This window comes from Pseudomonas sp. RIT288 (assembly GCF_000631985.1).
In the GTDB taxonomy this organism is placed as follows: Bacteria; Pseudomonadota; Gammaproteobacteria; order Pseudomonadales; family Pseudomonadaceae; genus Aquipseudomonas.
Map to the genome: position 1 here is coordinate 157462 of NZ_JFYN01000012.1, position 20578 is coordinate 178039.

Here is a 20578-nt window from a genome sequence, read left to right on the forward strand (position 1 = left end):
ACCATTGGGCAATGGAGGCCATATCAATCAGGATAATCCGCCAACTCAGGCGCCAGCATCCGCGTCTTCACCGCCCCGTTCGAATTGTGCTGAATGATCTCGCTCGGCTGTCCTTGAGCATTGAAAAACACCTGCCCGATCCCCGCCGAATTCCACAGCCGCTCACCCGCTTCGGCATGTTCCGGGGTATAGGGCACGATGCGCATGCGTCGGCGTTTGGTAAACCAGTTCAACGGCGAGCGCGGCGAATAGAGCCAGCGGTTGAGGCGGTCGAACCATTCCAGCAGGTTTTTCGGAAACTCGTTCTTGATCCCGCTGCTGGTGATTTGCCAGATCCGTGGCCCGGCCTTGCGGTGTCGGATAAGCACTTCGTAGACGAAGGAATAATGCACATCGCCGGACAGCACCACGTAGTTCCCGGGTGTGCGGGTGTGTCGGAAAATGTTCAGGATCACCTGCGCGGCACCACGATGTGCCATCCAGTTTTCGGCGTCGACCAGCAGCGGATAGCCGCACCAGCTGAAAACCTTTTGCACGGTCTCGATCAGCTTCACGCCGAAGATCGGCGCGGGGGAAACGATGATTGCTGAAGGGTGATCGAGCAGTTCCTGTTGCAGTTCGCTCAGGGCTTCCCAGTCCAGCAAGCCGGAAGGTTGCTTGAGCGCCATCTCGCTGCGCCAGCGACGCGTGCGGGTGTCGAGCACCACCAGCGCGGGGCTGCTCGGCAGCACGAAATGCCAATGCTGAAAGCGCAACAGGTCGTCGATCAGCGCGTCCTGCACCGGGCTGTCGAGATACTGATCGTCACCACTGGCGCTCAGGCGTCGAGTGTTCTCCAGCACATCCTTGAACGCATCCGGATTGTTGCCCCAGCCCTGGCACAACATGTACGCGATCAAGGCGTTGCCGATGATGCGTTTGGAGAACGGATGGCCGTAGGCGGTTTCCTCCCATTGCGCGGAAAGATTCCAGTCATCGGTGATGTCATGGTCATCGAAAATCATCAGGCTCGGCAGGTGCGCCAGCGCCCGGGCGACATTGGTCAACCCGGCCTTGAAGCCCTCAATGCGGGTTTGCTCCAAGGTGTAGCGCTTCAAGCGTTCAGGCGTCAGCGATGGAACTGCAGGATTGATCAAAGCCCAGGCAACCGGCGACCACACCAGCAAATACATCGCCATCACTTCGGCGAACGTGACCAGATGATTGTCGGCGCTGCTGCTGGTGAAAATCGGCTTGCGCGCACCGCCGAAAAATCGCTCGCGCAAGGTCTCGTTGCTTTCCAGCGCGGGTAACAGATCCGCGCGGTGGTAGTAGCTGGCCGGGTGTTCGTAGAGCTTGGCGCTGTCGCTGACCACCGCGCCTTCGAGGTGTTCGTCGAACAGACCGAGGCGTTCGATCAAGGCATGAATGGCGCGCAGCATCGGGCCGGCTACGTCGTCGGCATAGACCTGATCGCCGCTCATCATCAGCAGCGCTGGGCGTTGTTGCGGATCGGTCTCGCCAGACAGCAGTTGATCGACGCACAGTAGGCCGTCTGCCGCCGGATGATGCGGCTTGCGGCAGGAGCCATGCAGTAACTGATCAATCCGCGAGCGCACGACAAGGTTCGGGCAGCGGGCATCGCCGTACAGCAGATGCGGCGCCCACTCGGCGATGGGCGTCTGGCCGTCGATCAGCAGGTCATAGTCGATGCGCGTGTCGCAAGGCAGGGCGCTGTCGAGCACAACGTCAATCAAATGGACGAACGCATGACGGCCTACAGGAATGACCGTGCATTTCCCGGCATCGAGAGGAATGTCTCCTACACCCTGCAAGCGCAGGGTCAGCGCCAGTTCGCGGGTGCCGACCAGCCACAGCACCACGCGCGTCGGTTCCAGGCGGCGCAGCAGCGGGCCGGCCAGGACGGGAGGCAGCGAATTCAGGTCAGCAGGTATCGAGGACATTCAGGGGCAAAGCTCAAGACGCACAGGCTGGCGATGATAGCGCAGCCGGCGCCTTGAACGCTTAAACGAGGCTTAAGAGGCAGCCTTCTGCAGCTTCAGCGCCAGCAGTCGCCATTCGGCGGACGCGGGTTGCTCCTGTACCGAGCAGTCGAAGCTATAAGTGACGTCATCGCCGTTCATGTTGCGCGCGGTGACCTTGTTGCTGAGGGTGTAGACCTGATCCTTGAAGCGCTTGGTGGCAATGGCAGAACTGTCAGCGAAGCGCACCGATGCCGGGAAGCGCAGCGTGCTGGTGACCAGTGTGCCGCACATGACATACGCGAGCATCGATTTATCGCTGTCGGCATTTTGCCCAAGCTTGTCGCGCAGCGCGGTGAGCGCTTTACGGCCCTGCGCGTCGCTCTGATCCAGGACGGTTTTTTCCGATATCGATTTCGGTGCCCGGCTGGCGTAATTCGGCAGCAGTGCGGAATCCGGCGGAGAAGGTTGGTTATCCGGCTCGATCGCGGCAAAGCCCGGCGCGTTCTCCAGCACGGCGGACGTCGAGTCCGACTCGGCTTCGGGCAACAGACTGGTGGCCACATCGCTCTGTGCGATCACCTCTTCGGCGGGCGGACGATCGTATTTATGCGCCGACGGGAACAGCGACAGGAAGATCGACAGCACCACCAAACCGACGATAAAACCGCCCGCCGCGCCAACGATGTTGCCGTAAAACAGATTCCAGCTGCCGCGGTTTTTCACCACCCAGCGCCACATGAAACCCCAGGCGGCGATAAATGCCAGAAAACTCAGAAACGCCATTGATCCTTTCCTTAAACCTGCAAAAACCTGAAATCAGCACACCGCGGATGATGAACCCTGACGATGGGCGGCAAGATACCAAAATAGAAGTCTGACGCCACGAAGACATTCACATGCCGAGTGTGGGCGGATCGATCTGTACAAAAAACACGATCGTCGTTATGCCCGCCACAGTGCCGCAAAGGCCGGCCAGCATTTGGCGAAGAACCGGATGTTCGACCTGCGAGCGATGGGCTACCAACATCCATACACCGATCACGGCGGCAGCGAGCGACAGCACTTCCAATACTGTTCTCATGAAGCCGAGTACAGGCGGACTGGAGGATCCGAACAGGCCGATGTAAAGCTGCCAGACCACCAGACCCACCATCAATCCGCTGGCGGCGCCCAGCAAGTTGGCGAGGAGCAGATTCCAGCCGCTACGGTTGCGGACGACCCACACCCACATGCCTGCCCAGGCGATAAAGAAAAACAAAACATCCATCGTATCCATCCTTCGCAATCAGTTGCAGTGCCTGTCTTAGACACGCTTACCGGCAGTGGACGGCAAGATAACAAAATAGTAGCGTCGCGCCACTTTCTTGATTCCTGTAATGGACTACTCATGTCAAAAGTCGCTTCTGCTTTGCGCACGCTCTGTGCAATCACACTCGCCAGCGCCATTACCCCGGCATTCGCCGACCGAAAAGAGCCACCGGAAAGCAGCTGGGAGTATTACCTCGCCAACTGCAAGCGAATGCAGGAAAAAATCGCCGACGTCCAGAGCGGTCGGATACCCAGCGCCTATGAGGTGATCGGTGATCTGGAGAACAGCCTGCGGAGCATCAATCAGCGCCGCTCGAACCTGACGCCCCAATACCTCGGCTCCCGCGAATTCGCTCAATGCGAAAACGTCGCCGCCCAGGCCGAGGCAACCATTGCTCAAGGCAATGCCCAATTCGCCGCCAGAATGAACCAGGCCGCCGAGCAAGGCCGCATCGCCCACCAGAACTCCCCCGAATACAAACGCGCGCGGTCACTCGGCTACAGCGACGTCGGCGACATCTCCTTCCTGAAACTCCACGAAGACATGGACGGCGAAGCCCGCCTGAAAACCATGCTGATCACCGTCGACGAAATCTGCGGCCAACACTTCCGCGCCACGCAATATGTGAAGCCATACGTGATCTACACCGTTCGCCCGTCGGATGGCGGCTGCGGCGAGGAAAAACGTGTGGCGATCGTCGGTGGCCGGTCGGTGGAGAAGGGCGATTACATCGATGAGCGGGGCGAGTTTCAGTATGTGGGCTGGAAGAAGCTCGTGGGGGCGGATGGGTTTCCCACGGATATTCGGGTGTTGAAGGCTCGACGCTGAAAGCTCAGCGCTGAAAGTTCAGCGCGTGGCGCAACTGATCAGAGAATATCTTTCAGATAACCCTTGAGTGCCAGGAGCGGCTGATCAAGCTGCTCCAGCGATTGCGCCTGACGGAAATCGGCTGACAGCTTGTGCAACTCTCGCCCCAGCGGTTTCTCAACACCGCCCAGCGAATCCAAGGCCAAGCCCAGGCACTCGTTTATCTTGAACTGAATCGTCTCGACATCCCCGCGGCGCACCAGTAATTCGAACACGTCTTTCTGATAATCACCCATGACCATGTCATCCCGCAGAATCGGGCTCAGGCCTTCTTCTTCGTAAGCAAGTTTGAGGGAGAACAGGGCGACGGTTTCCAGTGACGTTTCCATGGTTGGCCTTGGATGTGCTTGAGCATGAGTCTTGAAAGTCGGTACGACCAACGAAAGCTGCAACGGGCGGCAGACCGCCTGCGGGCGGGCGTGATTATACTGAGTGGACGCATCAGGTGCAGTCCCTGGGCAAAACAGGTCGCACCAACAGCGCCGGGATATTCAATGACCAATATGACTACGTGGCGGATAAGGTAAGAGGCGTCGCCCCTGAAATACTTTACGAAATTCTCTATTCAGAGGTCGCGCCGGTGTGCTTCACCAATCTCGTTGCAGCTGTGCCTCCGGTGTGGATCTGGTTCGATCCCGACAGACTGAGACAGTCGATTGGAATGTCGAAAAGTGATGATCTTGTCGCTGAATCAACTGGCGTGTTTACTGCTCTGTCGATAGCGCGACTTTGGCAAAAAAATTGCTAGTGTTTACCTTCGTGCCAAGACGGTTTCAAGTGCATTATTTTTAGAACAGGTTCGGATGCCCATGACGAATGCTATGCCAGCAATCAAACTCAGCACACTTAGGCAAATCGCCCCCTATCTAAGTATGCGAGGGGTGTCGCCACTGGAGTTCTTTCGGCGTTTTGGTATTTCCCCGCATGTTTTTCAAACCCCTGAAGCTTGGGTGCCGCGAGCAGCCTGCTTTCATATCGCCAATGAAATGGCCGCTATCGCACAGGACCCCTTCGGCGGGGCGGTTATCGGGCACCTGACCGATGTCCGTTCAACCGGCATGTGGGGCGAATTGATATTGGGCTCGACCAACCTCGCTCAGGCATGTGCGGCGGCGGCGGTTCATACGGATTTAGTGCATCAGGGAAGCGAAGTAAAAATCGTCACCGAAGGCCGCACGACGAAACTTGTCCAACACTTTACAGGGCACCACGGGGCTGATCCGAAGCAGGTCATTTTCGGCACCCTTGCGGTGCTTAGAAAAGTGCCGCTCATGTCCGGCGCGCCTGGTGCTATACGAGTACATCTAAAGAACCCCAGAGAGCGAGGCGACGAGGCGCTTGAAGAGTACCTGGGCCCGAATCTCGTAATGAATGCTGAGCACAACATGATCGAGTTTGATCGTGAGTTGCTCGAGATTCCCCTGCAGCCTGTTAGAGATGTTGCCTGGAAAACCACCCAAGCCTTGAAGTCGACCGCTGACGTCGCTGACGTGCTCGTCCAGCAGATAGCCGATCAGGAACTTTCCAAACTTGTCACTATTTCAAGAGAAATTGGACTGTCTGCTCGAACACTACAGCGGCGTCTCGAACATTGCGGCATCGACTTCGACGCTTTACGTGACGAGACACGTCGCAGTGAAGCCGTTCAGTTGATTGCCAGTGGCAGATACAGCGCGACCGAAATTGCATATATGGTCGGCTATAGCGATCCAGCTCACTTTACCCGTGCCTTCAAGCGTTGGATGGGGAGTACGCCGTCGCAGTATCGCAACCTCTTGAAACAAATCCGTTAACATCCGCGTCTAACCCACTCCCCCAAACATTTTGCCTCTTTCTGCGGCAGCCTTTGCGTGCGTGCGTGCATCGCTTTTGTCACCAAATGGCAAGTTTGCGCCAGGTCGTTCTTATACAGTCAAAAAAACCACGCCAACTTATAAGATCAAGAGGTTGAAATGTCTCTTTTATTAAAAACCTGCATCCTCACTATGGCGCTGTTAGCTTTCTACATGGGGAAGATGGCGGCAAGTGGCAGTTTGGGCCGGTTTATCCGTTGCCGTGAAGCGGTGCCCAACGACATCCAGAATGTGGTCCGGAGGAATCGGGACGCGCTCTATTTGTCAGCAGTGTTCGATCTCGATGCAGACCCCGTCAGGATTACTTTGCCTGAGACCGTTGATGTCGATGGCAGTGATCAATGAAGGTCACTACGTCCCTGTTGTCGCTTACGGCGTCGTATGCCGAAACAAAATAGGCTATCGGCACACGCTATCTATCTATTTGTTGCTGTACGCACGCTCTTCGATCCGGCAGATCGCAAAGACCTTGAAAAGTTACATTCACTGCATGATGCAGATGGGGGCGTCCTCCGTCGCAATATCGCACCGTAAAAAAACGCTCCAACTCTTCCCTTAAAACATTTGGCCCCTTTCCGGGTCGGCCTTCGCGTAGGTACTCGCTTTGCTTTTGGCACCAAATGGCAAGTTTGCGCCGAGGCGTTCTTATACAGTCAAAAAATTAACGCCAACTTATAAGACCCTGAGGTTTAAATGTCTCACTCATCCACCGCCTGCGTCCTTGCCATCGCACTGGCAACGTTTGGAAGTGCGAACGCCCAGTCATCCCCGGAGGCGGTAATACCGGTGGGCGTGGATAACTTTACCCGTGCCGAGTCCGATCTCTACCTGGGAAAAATGGTCGCGAGCGGCAGTTTGGGCCGGTTTGTTCATACCCGCGAAGCGGTGCCCATCGACGCCCAGGATGTGGTGCGGATGAACCGGGACACGCTCTATTCGTCAGCGGTATTCGACCTCGATGCAGGCCCCGTCACGATCACGTTGCCTGAGGCCGGTGGGCGGTTCATGTCGATGGCGGTGATCAATGAAGATCACTACGTCCCCATCGTCACTTACGGCACGGGCCGCCGGACACTGACGAAAGAGGCAATTGGGACACGCTACGTATTTGTGGCGGTGCGCACGTTCTTCGATCCCGCAGACCCCAAAGACCTTGAAAAGGTACATGCACTGCAGGATGCAATCACCGTCAGCCAGGCCAAGGTCGGGGAGTTTGTAGTCCCCAAGTGGGATCCGGCGAGCCAGACAAAAGTGCGTGAGGCCTTGGAAGTCCTCGGCTCGACGATTCCTGACTACAACCAGTCTTTTGGCCCCAAGGGCACGGTCAACCCTATCCATCACTTGATCGGCACTGCAACAGGCTGGGGCGGGAACCCGGCCAAGGATGCTATCTACCTCGGCGGCGTGATGTCGCACAACGACGGGAAAACCATTTACCGACTTAAAGTTGGGGAGGTCCCGGTCAATAGTTTCTGGTCTGTCAGTGTTTATAACGCCGACGGTTACTTCCAGAAGAACCCCTATGACGCCTATTCGTTGAACAACCTCACCGCCAAGAAAAGTGAGGACGGTTCGATTGTTATCCAGTTCGGTGGTTGCGACGGGAAGATCGCCAATTGCCTGCCCACTCCCCCTGGCTGGAACTACACCGTCAGGCTTTATCAGCCGAGCGAACAAATACTGAATGGCAAATGGAGCTTTCCAAAACCACAGCCCGTCGCACTCTAATCAGTAAATCCCGACTTTTATAACTTAAAAAAATTGCCAATACGTTTGGTTTTACACCAAGGAAAAAAGCGATGACAGCCCTCTATGGCTCAAACTTTCTCAAGTACACGGTGACGCTCATGACAGGCGCAACGATCGCCTTTGCGATGGTGTTACCTGCACACGCCGACGATTCAAGTGAGCCGTCCGTGACCGTCGGTGGCGGACTTGCCGTTGGCCCGCTGTACGAAGGCTCCTCACACTACGCCGCCTTCCCGTCACTGAAACTCAAAGCGTTTTTGCCTACCGAAAACTGGGGCAAATTTACCGCATCCTTCCCGGACGGACTGCGCTGGGACCTGCCGGGGTTGTCCCCTTTCGGGATCGCCCTATTGCTGGGTTACGACCAGGGCCGCAAGGAAAGAATCCACACCCTGGGCGGTCGTGATGACTACCTCAAGGGCATGGGCAACCTGGACAGCACCGCGCTTGTCGGGGCGGAAGCGTATTGGATGCTGCCGGCCGGACGCCTGTTCGTGCGCGGCCTGCAAGCCAGCCAGAGCCGCGATTACGGTGGCGAAAGCCTGGGGCGTACCGCGTTCCTGGAGGCCGGTTTCGCCACTGCCTACGCGCTGTCGTCCACATTGACCCTGGACTCGACCCTGTACGGCACCTGGAGCAATGAGAAAGACATGATGGCGCGCTTCGGCGTCACCGACCAACAAGCGGCACGCACCGGCTTCGACGAATACCACCCGGGCGGCGGCATGCGCGACGTGACCTTGAAGATGGGCCTCACCTGGCAATTGCAGCCACAGTTGGCACTGGAAGGCGGCATCAAGACCTACGCCCTGGTCTCCGACGCCCGCAACAGCCCGCTGACGGGTGAAAACGTGGGCGCAGGCGCCTATCTGAATGCCCTTTACCGTTTTTGATCAGGGAACACTCGATGAAAACAGTACATAAGCAGCTGGGTTTGGCCGGTCTGCTCTGGTCGGGGCTGGTACTTGCCGACGATGCCGCCACCAAGGTCACCGACCCTCACTTCAAGCTGGCCCCAGGCTATCTGAACTCGGCGGACTTGCCACTGCGCCTGGCATTGCTGGGCGCCCCGCCAAAGCCTGACTCTGCGGCGCTTGCACGGGATGAAGAAGCACGGAGAACCGCGCTGTCGCTGCGCGGGACGGCCCGGGAGAAACTCGCCGCAGCGGATGCGGAGCTGTCATTCCCGGGCCCGGCCAACGCATTCGTCTGCGCGATGGGCGCGCCGATCACCGAGAAAAGTACACCGCACCTCTACACCCTGATGCAGCGCACCCTGAGCGATGCGGGCGGCTCCACCTATGCCGGGAAAAATGCCTACAACCGCACCCGACCTTTCGTGGCCCATGACGAAGGAACCTGTCGCAAAGACATGGAACCGTTGCTGCGTACCGATGGCTCCTGGCCGTCCGGCCACTCCGCGGCGGGCTGGGCGTGGGGCCTGATACTGGCGGAAATCAACCCTGCACGAGCCACCGAACTGATGACCCGCGGGTTGTCCTTCGGCCAAAGCCGGGTCATCTGCGATGCGCACTGGCAGAGCGACGTGGATGCAGGCCGCATCATGGGCGCCGCCACGGTGGCGAGTCTGCATAGCAATCCGGCATTCCTGGCGGACCTGGCGGCGGCGAAGGAAGAGGTCAAGGCCGCTCAAAAGGCAGGTCTGAAGCCTGCAGAAGACTGCGCAGCCGAGAGCGTAGCGCTCTCGCTGACCCAGCACTGATCGGGGAAACACCATCATGCACAGCAACAACCCCCGCTCGGCCCTACGGTGCACGCAAGCGCGCCTGGCACTGCTGGCTGGAGCCTTTGTCGCCGCCGGGCCTGCCCTGGCGGCAGACAACGAAGGCTGGACATTCAACGGCGGACCTTACGTATGGGGCGCCGGCATTCGTGGGCACGTGGGTCACAGCAGCACCGGAACACAGTCCATAAAATCCGACTTCTCCGACATCGCCAAGACGGTCGATATGTCGGTGATGCTGATGGGGGAAGCGCGTCGCGGCCCCTACAGCGTGCTCGCCGACCTGATGTACATCGACACCGACACCCGCAACCGCCTGCCTGGAGGCGCCAAGCTTGAGGTAGAAAGCAAGACTGCCTCCGGGTTCCTGGGTGGCGGCTACACCGTGCTGGGTGATGAAAGCCGTCGACTGGATGTCGCCGGTGGCGTGCGCGTCTGGTACAGCGGTACGACCCTCACCTTTCATGGTGGACCTCTTGGTGGCTCATCGGGCTCTGATAATGCAACCTGGGCGGATGCCATGGCGGGACTGCGCGGGCACTATGCCGTGAATGACCGGTTCTGGTTGTCATCCTGGGGAATGGCGGGCGCCGGGCAGTCTCGGGAGGACTGGGACCTGGCCGCGCTGGCCGGTTGGGAGTTCTGGCCGGGATTTTCAGCGGTGGCCGGGTACCGGGCCATGGGGGTGAATTATCGTCACGATGGGTTTGTGTACGACATTGTCCAGAAGGGTCCACTGCTGGGTATTAGCGGGAGATTTTGAGGCGTTCATCGTATAGCTCCTACACAGCCCAAGGAGCTGCCTTTCCCAACTGTGAACAGGATGGATGTCCACTATTCAGCAGGCCCTTTAACCACGTCGAAGAGCAAAATGCCCCGAGTAGTCGGACATTTGCTTTAACCCGCAGCTGAGTGCGTCTCACACATCCTGGAATGCGGGCCTTTTTGTTGCCTGGAATTTACCCTGGCCGCAAATAGGTGTCGGGCTAAGTCGTAATCTTGTTTCGATTTCACTTGAAAAGACTGTCGCGGAGACCCGGAATATGGTTCAAGGATTCAATCACCATCGTGAATGGATAGCAGCGCTTGATAAGTACGAGAAACTTCTAATTGAAAACCCCGACCTCCGCTGGGAAGGGCTACCGGGCGATCAGCACACCCGTATGGCACTAGGTTTGTACAAGCTTAAGTGTTTCGCCGAACGGATGCTCGAAGGCAGCACGGCAATCTGGGCCAGACTGGACGCCATGGACGAACTTCGGCTCCATTTGATCAGCGAGCACCACTGGACCCTGCAGGAGGTGCGGCAGATACAGGACGAAGAGGATTTTGTGTTCCTTCTGCATGATGAGTTGCAACAGATGAAGCTGACCGAGCAAGAGGCTGGACCTGTTCGGCAGTGGACGGATCATCTTGGGTCAAGGGGTGAGTACCAGCAGCACTACAGGGATTCTGCTTCATAGCGGTACTCGACGTTCCAACTCGCGCCAGTTGGAAGCCTCCCGCTCATACCAGGCGACCCTGCTTTCTCGACTAGAGTCGTTCGGCTAATGCCCACCCCCGAACAGATCTTTCAGCGCTTGCGGCCCGGCATGGCTCCGTTGTCGGTCATAACCGAAACTCTGTCCATTCCGTCAACCTACCAAAGCCATGAATAAACATCTCGTTATCGCGATCGCGTGGAGTAGTTCGGAGGCTGGATTGTATTCGCACAGGCCGCGTGCAATGGCTTGACTGAAAATCTGTTTCAGCCAGGTCCGGGTCTTGTCCGCAACATTGAAGGCGCCTCGTTTTTCGATGCTGGCCTGCAGTTTTGCGCAGTCGCTTCGACTGATGAGCTCCAGTTGCTTCTCGCCGAGAGCGGGCAGTAGATCCTTATCGAGATAGTCGCGGATCTTCTTCAGCGTCGCGCTGCTGCGGCCGGATTCCGCTTTGAATTGGTACCAGTACTCCACGGCTCGCCTGAAGGTGTTGAGCCCGGCCTCCTGCTATCGCAGCTTGTCATCGCGACGTTTGGCGCCGGGGTTGGTGCCTTGCTTGAGTAAGTTGCGGCATTCTGCAGCCCGTTCACGGGCTTCCTGCAAGGAGATATGCGGATACACGCCCAGTGACATGCGCGCCGCCCGACCCTGATATGTGTACCGGAAGTGCCAATACTTGCTGGCGTTGGTTTTCACCACAGAGCAAGACTCGAACTATCACTCAACGTGAACGGTCTGTCGGCAGGCTTGGACGCTTTGATTTGCAAGGCGGTCAAAGGCATTGCTGTACACCTCCGGTTCTCGAACTGGAATATGTACAGAAAATGTACCCAAAAGAGACGGGCTTGCAAGAGACGGGGGTGGGATCCCGGAGACCAAAAAGCCCGCAGTTAGCGGGCTCTAGGGGGGTGCGTAGACGACTGGTAGTCGTCTATGTATTGCAAATGGTGCCGAGGGAGACTGTAGTGTTCCAGTAAACTCAAGGCCTCCAGAGAGGTTTGCTATCTCGGGATACATGTGGGGATACAGGATCACGTTCGCTGCCTAGTATGAATAGTCTATAGGGCATCATGCAAACCCTTCGATAGATCCATGCATCGTCTGAACTGAAGGCGATCACGCACGGTTTTTTGATATGGAGTGGCAGCGAGGATTTCTTCAAATCGGCTTCAATCTGCCTTTAGGATAAGGCTCGTTGAGCCACCTCGACATAGCGCCTCGGGCCTTGTGGTATCGATAAGCCCTTTCAAAATTCACTCCGCTAAACTCGAGATCCCAGCCTCTTTTTGATGGGAAAACTACCAGGTTGCGCCCACCGTCATACTCCGCACTGGGATAAATTAATCCGGCCAGCCTCCCGCCCGTGTTAGGTTCAAAAACCTGAGCCAAGTATTCGCACACGACCTGGCTTGGAACGTACTCGATATGCTCCTGGCCATTTTTGGTTACCGGAGTAGAAATCTCATCAGCGAACCCTTGTGCGAAGAGCCACTTTTCACGGTCTCGTTTTTTATCGACCTCAAATATTGAGGGAGGAGGAGGAAGTTTTGTTAGGTCCACTACCTGAATGGAGTTTGCCAATGTGAAGCTGGCGACGTAAATCCGATCAGTGGTGCGCTTATGAGCTCCAACCTCATGCAATGCAGTCTCTGCATCGAACGAGGTGTAAAGATACGGTATGCCAGCCGGGTTCATCCTGCCAGCGCTAGGGGAGGGAGGCGGCCCCATAGTCGTTTCATCCGGCAGCCACGTATCTGCCTGCTTACAGCGACGGATACGAAACACCTTAGTTCCGGCAGGTAGGGTGCAAACCAAAGCTTGCAGATGACGCCCTAGGACTTGGAGCATCGAGCGTGGATCAATTTCAAACGGATCTAAATCATCGGGTGCGACACTACCGAAGTGATAGCGCGTAACGTGCTTAACCAACCGTGCGAAGTGGTTCCAGGAGGATAGTAGAGATTGATGCTCGTGCTCTCCTAACCAATGGCCTTCAGCCGCAGGTACCCAAGCTCCATTTGTATCCGCTTGGATGATGTCATCAATAAGTGACTCCTCACCCTCGAAACCTAGGCTGTCGAGTACATCGCCGAGATAACAGGGTTCGAACACGGGACCGCCGTCATACGGTATCCCTGCTGCTTCGGGGCTTGCGTAATAGGTGTGAATAGTTTCAAACAACACCTCAAGGAGATCATCAACCGGTGCCGCTATGGGAACCTCTTCAGTTCTCTCGCAGTAATCACAGGTTGCGGAAACAAGGTTGTTTTCAATGATGTCCTTAAACTCGACGAGCTCAACACAGTCGGTGCAAACAAACCTGTCGATTGAGGTCCAGCCTCTTTCTTGAGCCTGCTCCCACTCTCTTTTTGATCCACCCATACCCGCACCTTGCTTTCCTAGGAATAGCGATATTGTGAAATTGTAGTCACCGTTGATCTTGGCCTCAGTAGCGTTCGCTCAGTGGCCAGCATCGTTGCGATTTTGTCCTTGCTCCATCTCTCCGTCGAGCTTCTCTGCACTGGGTTCCAGTAATAGCGTGAAGGGGAGGCCTTCCGGAAGAGAAAACCTGTGGGGACCCTGAGAGATTCCGTGATACACGGGGTCGGAAACCCGCGGAGCTTTGGTAGCGGGAGGTGCCCCAGCTTACTGAAATTTCAATGTTGAAATTGAAAGGATCTTGAAGAAAAAAGGGCATCGTTACCGTTTCGGTAATGGTGACCTCAGATCTGTTGTTTCGTAGGGCAAATGCACAGGTGAACAGGCAGTTCACCGGGTTCACCTGTTCACTAAGCTGGGAGTTCTCCCGCTAACAAGGTCCGGCGGGTTTCCGACCCCGTGATGAGCTGAAGCCCCCAGGGGCCCCCGGCATCTGCGGGAATCTCTTCGCTGGTGGAACTCAATTCCTAGGGGAGTGGGGCAGGTACCTCTCGAATCGCGTGTAACGCGTGTTACTGGTGTAACGAATTATAATAACTATTTGATTTTAAAGATAAAAATCTTCGTTACACGCGCTGAGCGCGTTACGTGTGCATGGTGTAGCAACGACGAATCGTGTAACGCGTTCATTTTTAAAGTTAACACCCAGACTCCGGTGACGCCGCGCTTTTGGCAAAGCACCCCACGGCCACCAAATTCGTCATGTATGCAACGGCTCACCTCGCGAGGGACCGGAGCCCACTGCGCCCGCTGCCGCTCATTCGAATCGACAAGCTCCAATCAGTGATGTCGGCGCCCCCCACCAATCTTGACCACTAGGCACTAGCGTTTCTTGAGAGAGAATGTCACCTCTCGGATGCTTCTGGCTCCTCGAAAGGTCTTGCTCGCTCACAACGAGTAGCTACCATAAAACAGCTCTGTGATGTGGCCCCCTAAGGTAATATGCACTGCATGACCGAGCGTCATCCTAAATTGAGCCTCCTGAGACCCAAATGAAACAGCACAACGTCGTCCAGAAAATATGGAGCCTCTGTAATATTTTAAGGGGTGATGGGATAACCTATTACCAATATATCGCAGAGTTGAGCTACTTATTATTCCTGAAAATTGCTCGCGAGAATGGCTCTGAGGAGCTGATTCCTGAAGGTTTCCGATGGGCTGATTTAGACACCCATGGTGAAGATGGACTGTTGGGCTTCTATCAAGAAATGCTAACTCATTTGGGAGCGACTGCCGGTAATGAAGTCGTCAGAACAATATATGCCTTCCCTACGACGGTTTTTTCGCATTCTGCTAATCTTAAAGCAGTTATCAGCGGTATATCAAAAATAGATTGGCACCAAGTTGATCAGGACGGTTTCGGAGATATTTACAGTGGCTTAATAGATAAAAGTGCTCAAGATACTCGTTCTGGAGCAGGACAATACTTTACGCCGCGTCCATTGGTAGAAATGATTGTAACGCTGATGCAGCCAAAAGTAGGTGAGCTTATACAAGATCCATCTGTAGGAAGTGGTGGATTTCTGGTCGCTGCTGATGAGTTTATACGGCGTACGGCTCTTGATGAGGATTATCGTTCCAATCCACCGAAGTATCAGGGTGTGGAAATAGAGAAAAATACTCGTCGTATTTGTCTTATGAATACTTTTTTGCATGGTTTGAATGCGGATATTATATATGGAGATGCTCTTACGGATGATGCGAAGGCTCTTGAGTCTGCGGATCTTATACTGGCTAACCCGCCATTTGGTAGCAAGGCGGGAAGCAAGCGCTCCATGCGAAAAGATATTCCATTTCCGAATTGTAATAAGCAGTTGGCTTTTTTGCAGCATATCTACTTAGGGCTCAAAGAAGGCGGGCGTGCTGCAGTTGTTCTCCCAGATAATATTCTATTTGAAGAAGGCGTTGGTAGAGCAGTCAGGCAGCATCTCATGCAAGTTTGTAATCTACATACGATTTTACGTTTGCCAACGGGTATATTCTATGCTGCTGGTGTAAAGACTAATGTTTTGTTTTTCTCGAAAGAAAAAGGGGGGGGGACCAATAATATTTGGATATATGATATGCGTGTGAATATGCCAAGGTTCGGGAAAACTACACCTCTGGAACTAAAGCATTTTAAAGATTTTGTAGAAAATTTCGGCGACGATCCGCACGGTAAATCTCCTCGTAAGGAGCTGGGGAGAAATGCTAATTTCCGATGCTTTACTCGAGAAGAAGTTGCAAACCGTAACGACAATCTCGACATTTCATGGATTAGTGAAGACGAGGCGGCTAACGAGGAAGGACTCACTGAACTTGAGGAAATCTCTGCTGCCATTATCCGCCACCTTCGTTCGGCCCTTGTTGAAATCGAGGCTGTTGACGATGAGTTTGCAGAGTCGATCGAGGTGGAAGAATGACCTCTACGAGAGTCTTCGCTCAGCCATGCAGTCACTTCGCTGACGATTCTGCTATCGTAATAGTCGCCCATACATGGTCTTGGGACCGCGAAGAGCCAACAAGGGGGCCAGGAGTGCCGTCATTCCATTGCTTCGAACGGGGAGCCCTCGGATGAGCGATCTACCGGAGGGATGGATAGAGGTTGATTTCAAAGATGTAGCAGAGGTTAATCCACGAAAGTCGGTTCACTTAAACAGTGACGATGCCGTTACATTTGTTCCTATGGCAGCAGTTAGTGAACAGATTGGCGCAATTACCGATGGTGTTGTGAGAACCTTAAAAGAGGTTAACAAAGGCTTCACCCAGTTTGCAGAGGAGGATGTGATTTTTGCGAAAATTACCCCGTCAATGGAAAATGGTAAGTCTGCGGTGGCTGTCGGTCTAAAAAACGGTATTGGCTTCGGCTCTACGGAGTTTCACGTATTGCGAAGTAATGGCGCTGTTATGCCAAAATACCTGTGGTACTTTATTCGCCAAAAAAGATTTCGAGAAGATGCGCAAAAGGTTATGTCGGGTGCGGTTGGCCAGCAGCGAGTGCCCGCAGACTACTTAAAGAATTGCAAGTTGCCGCTACCTCCTCTTAGTGAGCAAAAAAAGATAATTGATAGAATAGATGGTCTAATTGCTCGTACCAATCAGGCACGCAATGATCTTGATGTTCTTCCGGGGTTGGTAGATAGTTATAAGAAGCGTCTTTTGTCCTTGGCTTATACTGGGCACCTACTGAAAGGTTCGGTTGGTGCTTTTCAGTCGAGCCCACAGAAAATGGCGAATCTTAGTACGTTTGTTGAAAGTCTGCGCTATGGAACAGCCCAGAAAAGCGTAGTGGAAAAAGTTGGTGTTCCAGTTTTACGTATTCCCAATGTGGTGTCGGGGAAAATAGATCTTCATGATCTGAAGTACTCGGATCTTAGCGAGAAGGAACTGGATACTCTTAAGCTAACTGCGGGAGATATTTTAGTTGTTAGATCTAATGGCAGTACAAGCTTAGTTGGGCGTCCTGCAGTCGTATCAAATGAGGCGTTAGGGATGGCTTATGCAGGCTATCTGATTCGACTTCGACCGTTACTCAGTAAAGTGGTGCCAGAGTTTCTCGCTTTGATGTTGCAAGCTCCTGAAGTCAGAGGGGTGATTGAAGCCGGAGCGCGTTCAACAAGCGGTGTTCATAATATAAATGCAAAAGAACTAGGCTCACTTGCAATACCTTTATTTTCTTTAGAGGATCAGGTGGAAATTGTTTCCAGGGTCGAAAGCACACTTGCTTGGCTTGAGCGCGTGTTATCCGAACATAACGCTATGATGGAACTGTTGCCTAAATTGGATGCTGCGATCCTTTCAAAGGCCTTCCGTGGTGACTTGGTTAGCCAGGAGCGAGGCGATGAATCCGCCCTCGCCCTTCTTGCCCGCATCCGCGCTGAACGCGAAATTGCTCCTAAGAGGCAGACGCAAATGCGTACTAAAGATAAAACGCTTATCAAGGATCCGAAAGACCGCCTTCTTCTAGACAGCCATGACTGGCCAGACGAAGGATTACCATTTGCGGAAGTGGCAAAGCGTGTCCCTCTCCCATATGACGAGATGAGGGATGCCATATTTAAACTGCTGGCCGAAGATAGACCGCAACTGCGTCAGGTCTTTAATAATGAAGCCGCTTGTATGCATTTGCAGCGGGTGAAAGTATGAGGCTACGCCGTCTCCAAATTGAAAGTTCCTCGGCGAGTGGGGGGCTGTTTGATGGGTTAGATGTTTGGTTCGGAAGGGGAGCAGATGGTAAGGCAAGTGAACCCCTTGCGCCCTTGTGTATGATCGGACCGAATGGGTCGGGTAAGTCTCAGTTTCTTCAGCTGTTGGCCGAAATTTTTCAGGCAGCATGGCATGCACATAATCCTACCGAAGAGCGCAGAAGTGCTAACGAGGATATACTTTTCGATCTAAGTTATCTGATAAATATCCCAGGGGCTGACACTCCGGAAGAAGTTAGGCTGGTACGTACTAAAAAGGGTCGTTTAGTAGGGGGTATCGAGCTTTATAGTGGAAGTTCTGAATCAGCGATAAAGGCAGGCTCTCCTGAGTTTGAGAAGCGTCTACCCTCAATAATCGTAGGATATACCTCCGGTGACAATGAAACCCTTAGTTTGCCTTTTTTGGTTAGTCGAAGCGGATATGCGCAGGACGTGGCGCGGGCTGCTTTCGGCGATACAGTAAAAAATACTGTTCCTGACAACCGCTTAATGCTTATTGACTACGGCACAAATCTTGAGGTTCTATTTTCAAATCTTATCCTGGGCCCTAAAGAGGCGCGTGAAGAAATAATACGGCATGCTCGACTTTCCGATCTCGCTTCTTGCCGCTGCGTTGTACGATTAGCCCATTCTGTTATCAATAAAGCTCCCAAAAAAAGGACGGATATAACGGGTCGTAAAGGCATACAGTTGACCGATGAGCTCGAAAGCATCATACACTCACTTAAACGTACAGCGACATGTTGGACGGAAGACGAAAAGACTGAAACTTATACTTTCGATTTTTTTGTAGATGATGCCACTCGAGTGGCATTTGCTAATTTTTGGAATGATGCGTTTTCGCTCTACCGGGCTTTGCATAAACTTGCGCTCTTGAACGATCTGGCGATTCCAAGGCCTGCGCGGAAGCGGTTAGATCGTGCTGTGAAGGAGCGTCGGTTCGCTTCACGATTGCCAGAACCTCAGCAGGAGGACATGGTATTCGGCTTTGAAGAGGTTCGATTTTGGCCAGATGATGAAAGACGGGAGGCAGTGGACTACGTCTCTCTCTCGGATGGTGAGCATCAGCAAGCATTGATCCTGGGTGCATATGCAATGATGACAGACACTAATGCACTATTTTTGCTAGATGAGCCTGAGTCGCACTTCAACCCTCAATGGCGAGTGAAGTTTGTTCAGCGGTTGATGGAGCTCACAGGATCGAGAGAGGGGCAAGAGTTGCTACTTACATCTCACGCACCTTTTGTTCCTTCTGATATGCCACGAGAGCAGGTTCTGATTTTTAGTCGGGATAATGGAAAGATTATCGTTAAAGAGCCTCAGGCAGAGACTTTTGGGGCGACATTTGACCGAATATTAGAGGCTTGTTTTGATATTCGACCACCCATTTCAAGGATCGCGGAGGAGAAAATTAATGAAGTACTTATGTCGGAGAATATCGACGAGGTAGAGCAGGTATTGAGTGAGCTTGGTCAATCAGTAGAAAAAGCATTCCTGGCAGATCATTTGCGTCGATTAAAGAATAAAAAACTATAATGCTATTTACATATTCTCCTCAAGCGCTTGCAGAAAATTGGCTGAATCAGACTTTCATTCAAATCTTGAGTGAGGGTATGCGACGAATAATTAGTGGGCACCAGGTTGATGTGTGGCCATCGGTGATACCAGTAGCGCGTCGATCAGTCCTGAGAGGGCGCTCGGGTATTCGAAAGCGTCTAGAAGAGTTCTGGAAGGAGTTCTTAACTCTTAATCTCGCAACGCAAGAGGTATTACTTGCGTCGTTGAACCAACAGTCACGCTTGCCTGATGCACTATTTGACAATTCGGCATGTGTTGAAATTGATAGATTTCCCGACGGTATACGAAAAGCTACGATAGACCTATTTAGATTCCTTTTTGAAGAGCAGCTAACTAGTATAAAGGTTGGCGCTGAATGCCTTCGTGATTTGCATTATACTGCGATATATGATCAAGTTCCTTCGCGTGTTTGTCCTTTTTGTGGTCTTGGCCATTTTAGGGCGCCAGGTGCGCCTAGGCACGCACTTGATCATTATATGCCTATTACTAGATATCCTTTCATGGGTGCTGATCTTCGTAATTTGCCCCCAATGTGTAGCGAATGTAACTCTGACTTCAAGAAGAATATCGATATTTTGCGAGATAGGCGTGGTCGCAGGCGTAGGTGCGTAGATCCTTACAATGGACCATTCTATATAGTTAGTTTGGCGAAAAGTTTACCTTTTGCTGGCTCTGTTAAAAATGGTATACGTTTGCCAAAGTGGAATATTCAATTTAAAGGCGGCCCTCAAAGCGAAGCTGAGAATTGGGATCGAATCTTCAAAATTCGAGAGCGGTATCAGAGAGATGTTCTAAACGCTGAGTTCAGGTCTTGGCTTGAACATTTCGTACATTGGTATGTACGAGGCGGGCATGGTGGTGGAATAGGAGACGAGATTGCTGCTGCGATTCCTAAATATATTGATACTGTCATCCAGGATGGCTTAGCTGATAAGGCTTTTTTGAAAGCTGAAGTCTTTCGTATGTTGCTACGTGAATGTACCAATTATCGGCGTGGCGGGGAGATGAAGGCTTTTTTGGAAATCTTGATTGCTAATGTTTGAAATGCATTTTATTGTTAATTGATAAGGGTTTGGATTAATTGCGGGAGAGTATCTGATTTGGTGCCTTAATGTGGGGGGAGGCAGCTTGCAGTCGTAAGCTGCTTCAGGCTTGACGCAGTTATTAACTAATTGGATATATGTCGCATTGCACTGTCCCCAAATCAGAGATCAAGCATGGAGTTCTAAGGTTCGAGGCTAGAAACTTCTCTGAATAAAGAAGCGCCTTTTAAGGCGGTTTTTTTGAGAGTATGGGCATTGTGTGTTCCTTATTCGTTGTGGTGGCGTGCTTTGTTATTAAGCAAAAAATCTGTCTATAGGTTCGCCGTTATTTTTGGCGATTGAGTTCGTTTTCAATGTTCGCCATTTC

General features: G+C 53.2%; 19 protein-coding genes and 2 pseudogenes. 13 read left to right on the plus strand and 8 right to left on the minus strand.

Annotated features, from left to right (window positions below; translation table 11 throughout):
* Positions 1-23 precede the first annotated feature (23 nt).
* From BW33_RS12425 to BW33_RS12435, 3 genes are all read right to left on the minus strand, one after another.
* Positions 24-1943, minus strand: coding sequence for an alkaline phosphatase D family protein (locus tag BW33_RS12425; RefSeq protein ID WP_047599266.1), 1920 nt, complete (start codon positions 1941-1943; stop codon positions 24-26).
* A 72-nt stretch (positions 1944-2015) separates the two neighbouring features.
* Positions 2016-2747, minus strand: a complete 732-nt coding sequence (locus tag BW33_RS12430) for a hypothetical protein (RefSeq protein WP_047599267.1) — start codon at positions 2745-2747, stop codon at positions 2016-2018.
* A gap of 109 nt (positions 2748-2856) precedes the next feature.
* Positions 2857-3231, minus strand: coding sequence for a hypothetical protein (locus tag BW33_RS12435; RefSeq protein ID WP_047599268.1), 375 nt, complete (start codon positions 3229-3231; stop codon positions 2857-2859).
* 120 nt (positions 3232-3351) lie between these two features.
* Here BW33_RS12435 and BW33_RS12440 point away from each other — a divergent pair, with 120 nt between their 5' ends.
* Positions 3352-4101 carry a hypothetical protein gene (locus BW33_RS12440; protein ID WP_047599269.1) on the plus strand — a complete coding sequence of 250 codons (750 nt, stop codon included), beginning with the start codon at positions 3352-3354 and terminating at the stop codon, positions 4099-4101.
* A 38-nt stretch (positions 4102-4139) separates the two neighbouring features.
* Here BW33_RS12440 and BW33_RS12445 read toward each other — a convergent pair whose 3' ends face one another.
* On the minus strand, positions 4140-4469 hold the full coding sequence (locus tag BW33_RS12445) for a hypothetical protein (RefSeq protein ID WP_047599270.1): 330 nt from the start codon (positions 4467-4469) through the stop codon (positions 4140-4142).
* A gap of 116 nt (positions 4470-4585) precedes the next feature.
* Here BW33_RS12445 and BW33_RS28470 point away from each other — a divergent pair, with 116 nt between their 5' ends.
* The 8 genes from BW33_RS28470 to BW33_RS12480 all read left to right on the plus strand — a co-directional run bounded on the left by BW33_RS28470 (position 4586) and on the right by BW33_RS12480 (position 10949).
* Entirely contained in the window at positions 4586-4888 is a 303-nt protein-coding gene (locus BW33_RS28470) for a DUF7079 family protein (protein WP_236645216.1), read from the plus strand.
* Between the two features lie 61 nt (positions 4889-4949).
* Positions 4950-5933 carry a helix-turn-helix domain-containing protein gene (locus tag BW33_RS12450; RefSeq protein ID WP_047599271.1) on the plus strand — a complete coding sequence of 328 codons (984 nt, stop codon included), beginning with the start codon at positions 4950-4952 and terminating at the stop codon, positions 5931-5933.
* A 159-nt stretch (positions 5934-6092) separates the two neighbouring features.
* A complete protein-coding gene (locus BW33_RS30200) occupies positions 6093-6338 on the plus strand; it encodes a DUF1254 domain-containing protein (protein ID WP_052032714.1) in 246 nt (81 codons plus the stop codon).
* 348 nt (positions 6339-6686) lie between these two features.
* Positions 6687-7721, plus strand: coding sequence for a DUF1254 domain-containing protein (locus BW33_RS12460; protein WP_047599272.1), 1035 nt, complete (start codon positions 6687-6689; stop codon positions 7719-7721).
* A gap of 71 nt (positions 7722-7792) precedes the next feature.
* Positions 7793-8635, plus strand: coding sequence for a MipA/OmpV family protein (locus BW33_RS12465; RefSeq protein WP_047599273.1), 843 nt, complete (start codon positions 7793-7795; stop codon positions 8633-8635).
* A 14-nt stretch (positions 8636-8649) separates the two neighbouring features.
* On the plus strand, positions 8650-9465 hold the full coding sequence (locus BW33_RS12470; RefSeq protein ID WP_047599274.1) for an acid phosphatase: 816 nt from the start codon (positions 8650-8652) through the stop codon (positions 9463-9465).
* Between the two features lie 16 nt (positions 9466-9481).
* Positions 9482-10249, plus strand: coding sequence for a hypothetical protein (locus BW33_RS12475; protein WP_442965400.1), 768 nt, complete (start codon positions 9482-9484; stop codon positions 10247-10249).
* Positions 10250-10529: 280 nt separating this feature from the next.
* Positions 10530-10949 carry a hypothetical protein gene (locus BW33_RS12480; protein WP_047599276.1) on the plus strand — a complete coding sequence of 140 codons (420 nt, stop codon included), beginning with the start codon at positions 10530-10532 and terminating at the stop codon, positions 10947-10949.
* Between the two features lie 87 nt (positions 10950-11036).
* Here BW33_RS12480 and BW33_RS28480 read toward each other — a convergent pair.
* The 4 genes and pseudogenes from BW33_RS28480 to BW33_RS12490 form a co-directional block, all read right to left on the minus strand.
* Positions 11037-11138, minus strand: a pseudogene (locus BW33_RS28480) (integrase domain-containing protein); the annotation flags it as partial.
* Between the two features lie 93 nt (positions 11139-11231).
* Positions 11232-11441 (minus strand): annotated as a pseudogene (locus BW33_RS30445) (phage integrase central domain-containing protein); the annotation flags it as partial.
* Positions 11442-11474: 33 nt separating this feature from the next.
* On the minus strand, positions 11475-11666 hold the full coding sequence (locus BW33_RS30205) for an Arm DNA-binding domain-containing protein (protein WP_330217169.1): 192 nt from the start codon (positions 11664-11666) through the stop codon (positions 11475-11477).
* 459 nt (positions 11667-12125) lie between these two features.
* Positions 12126-13349 carry an RES domain-containing protein gene (locus tag BW33_RS12490; RefSeq protein ID WP_047599277.1) on the minus strand — a complete coding sequence of 408 codons (1224 nt, stop codon included), beginning with the start codon at positions 13347-13349 and terminating at the stop codon, positions 12126-12128.
* A 1049-nt stretch (positions 13350-14398) separates the two neighbouring features.
* On the opposite strand from BW33_RS12490, the gene BW33_RS12495 reads away from it, so the two are divergent.
* The 4 genes from BW33_RS12495 (at position 14399) to BW33_RS29280 (ending at position 20211) form a co-directional block, all read left to right on the plus strand.
* On the plus strand, positions 14399-15808 hold the full coding sequence (locus tag BW33_RS12495; protein ID WP_047599278.1) for a class I SAM-dependent DNA methyltransferase: 1410 nt from the start codon (positions 14399-14401) through the stop codon (positions 15806-15808).
* 151 nt (positions 15809-15959) lie between these two features.
* Positions 15960-17531, plus strand: coding sequence for a restriction endonuclease subunit S (locus tag BW33_RS12500; RefSeq protein WP_052032715.1), 1572 nt, complete (start codon positions 15960-15962; stop codon positions 17529-17531).
* Complete coding sequence (locus tag BW33_RS28485; protein ID WP_201771626.1) at positions 17501-19126, plus strand: restriction system-associated AAA family ATPase; 1626 nt, start codon at positions 17501-17503, stop codon at positions 19124-19126. The genes BW33_RS12500 and BW33_RS28485 overlap by 31 nt, the downstream gene beginning before the upstream one ends.
* A 542-nt stretch (positions 19127-19668) precedes the next feature.
* Complete coding sequence (locus BW33_RS29280; protein ID WP_152546117.1) at positions 19669-20211, plus strand: hypothetical protein; 543 nt, start codon at positions 19669-19671, stop codon at positions 20209-20211.
* The last annotated feature ends 367 nt before the right edge of the window (positions 20212-20578 follow it).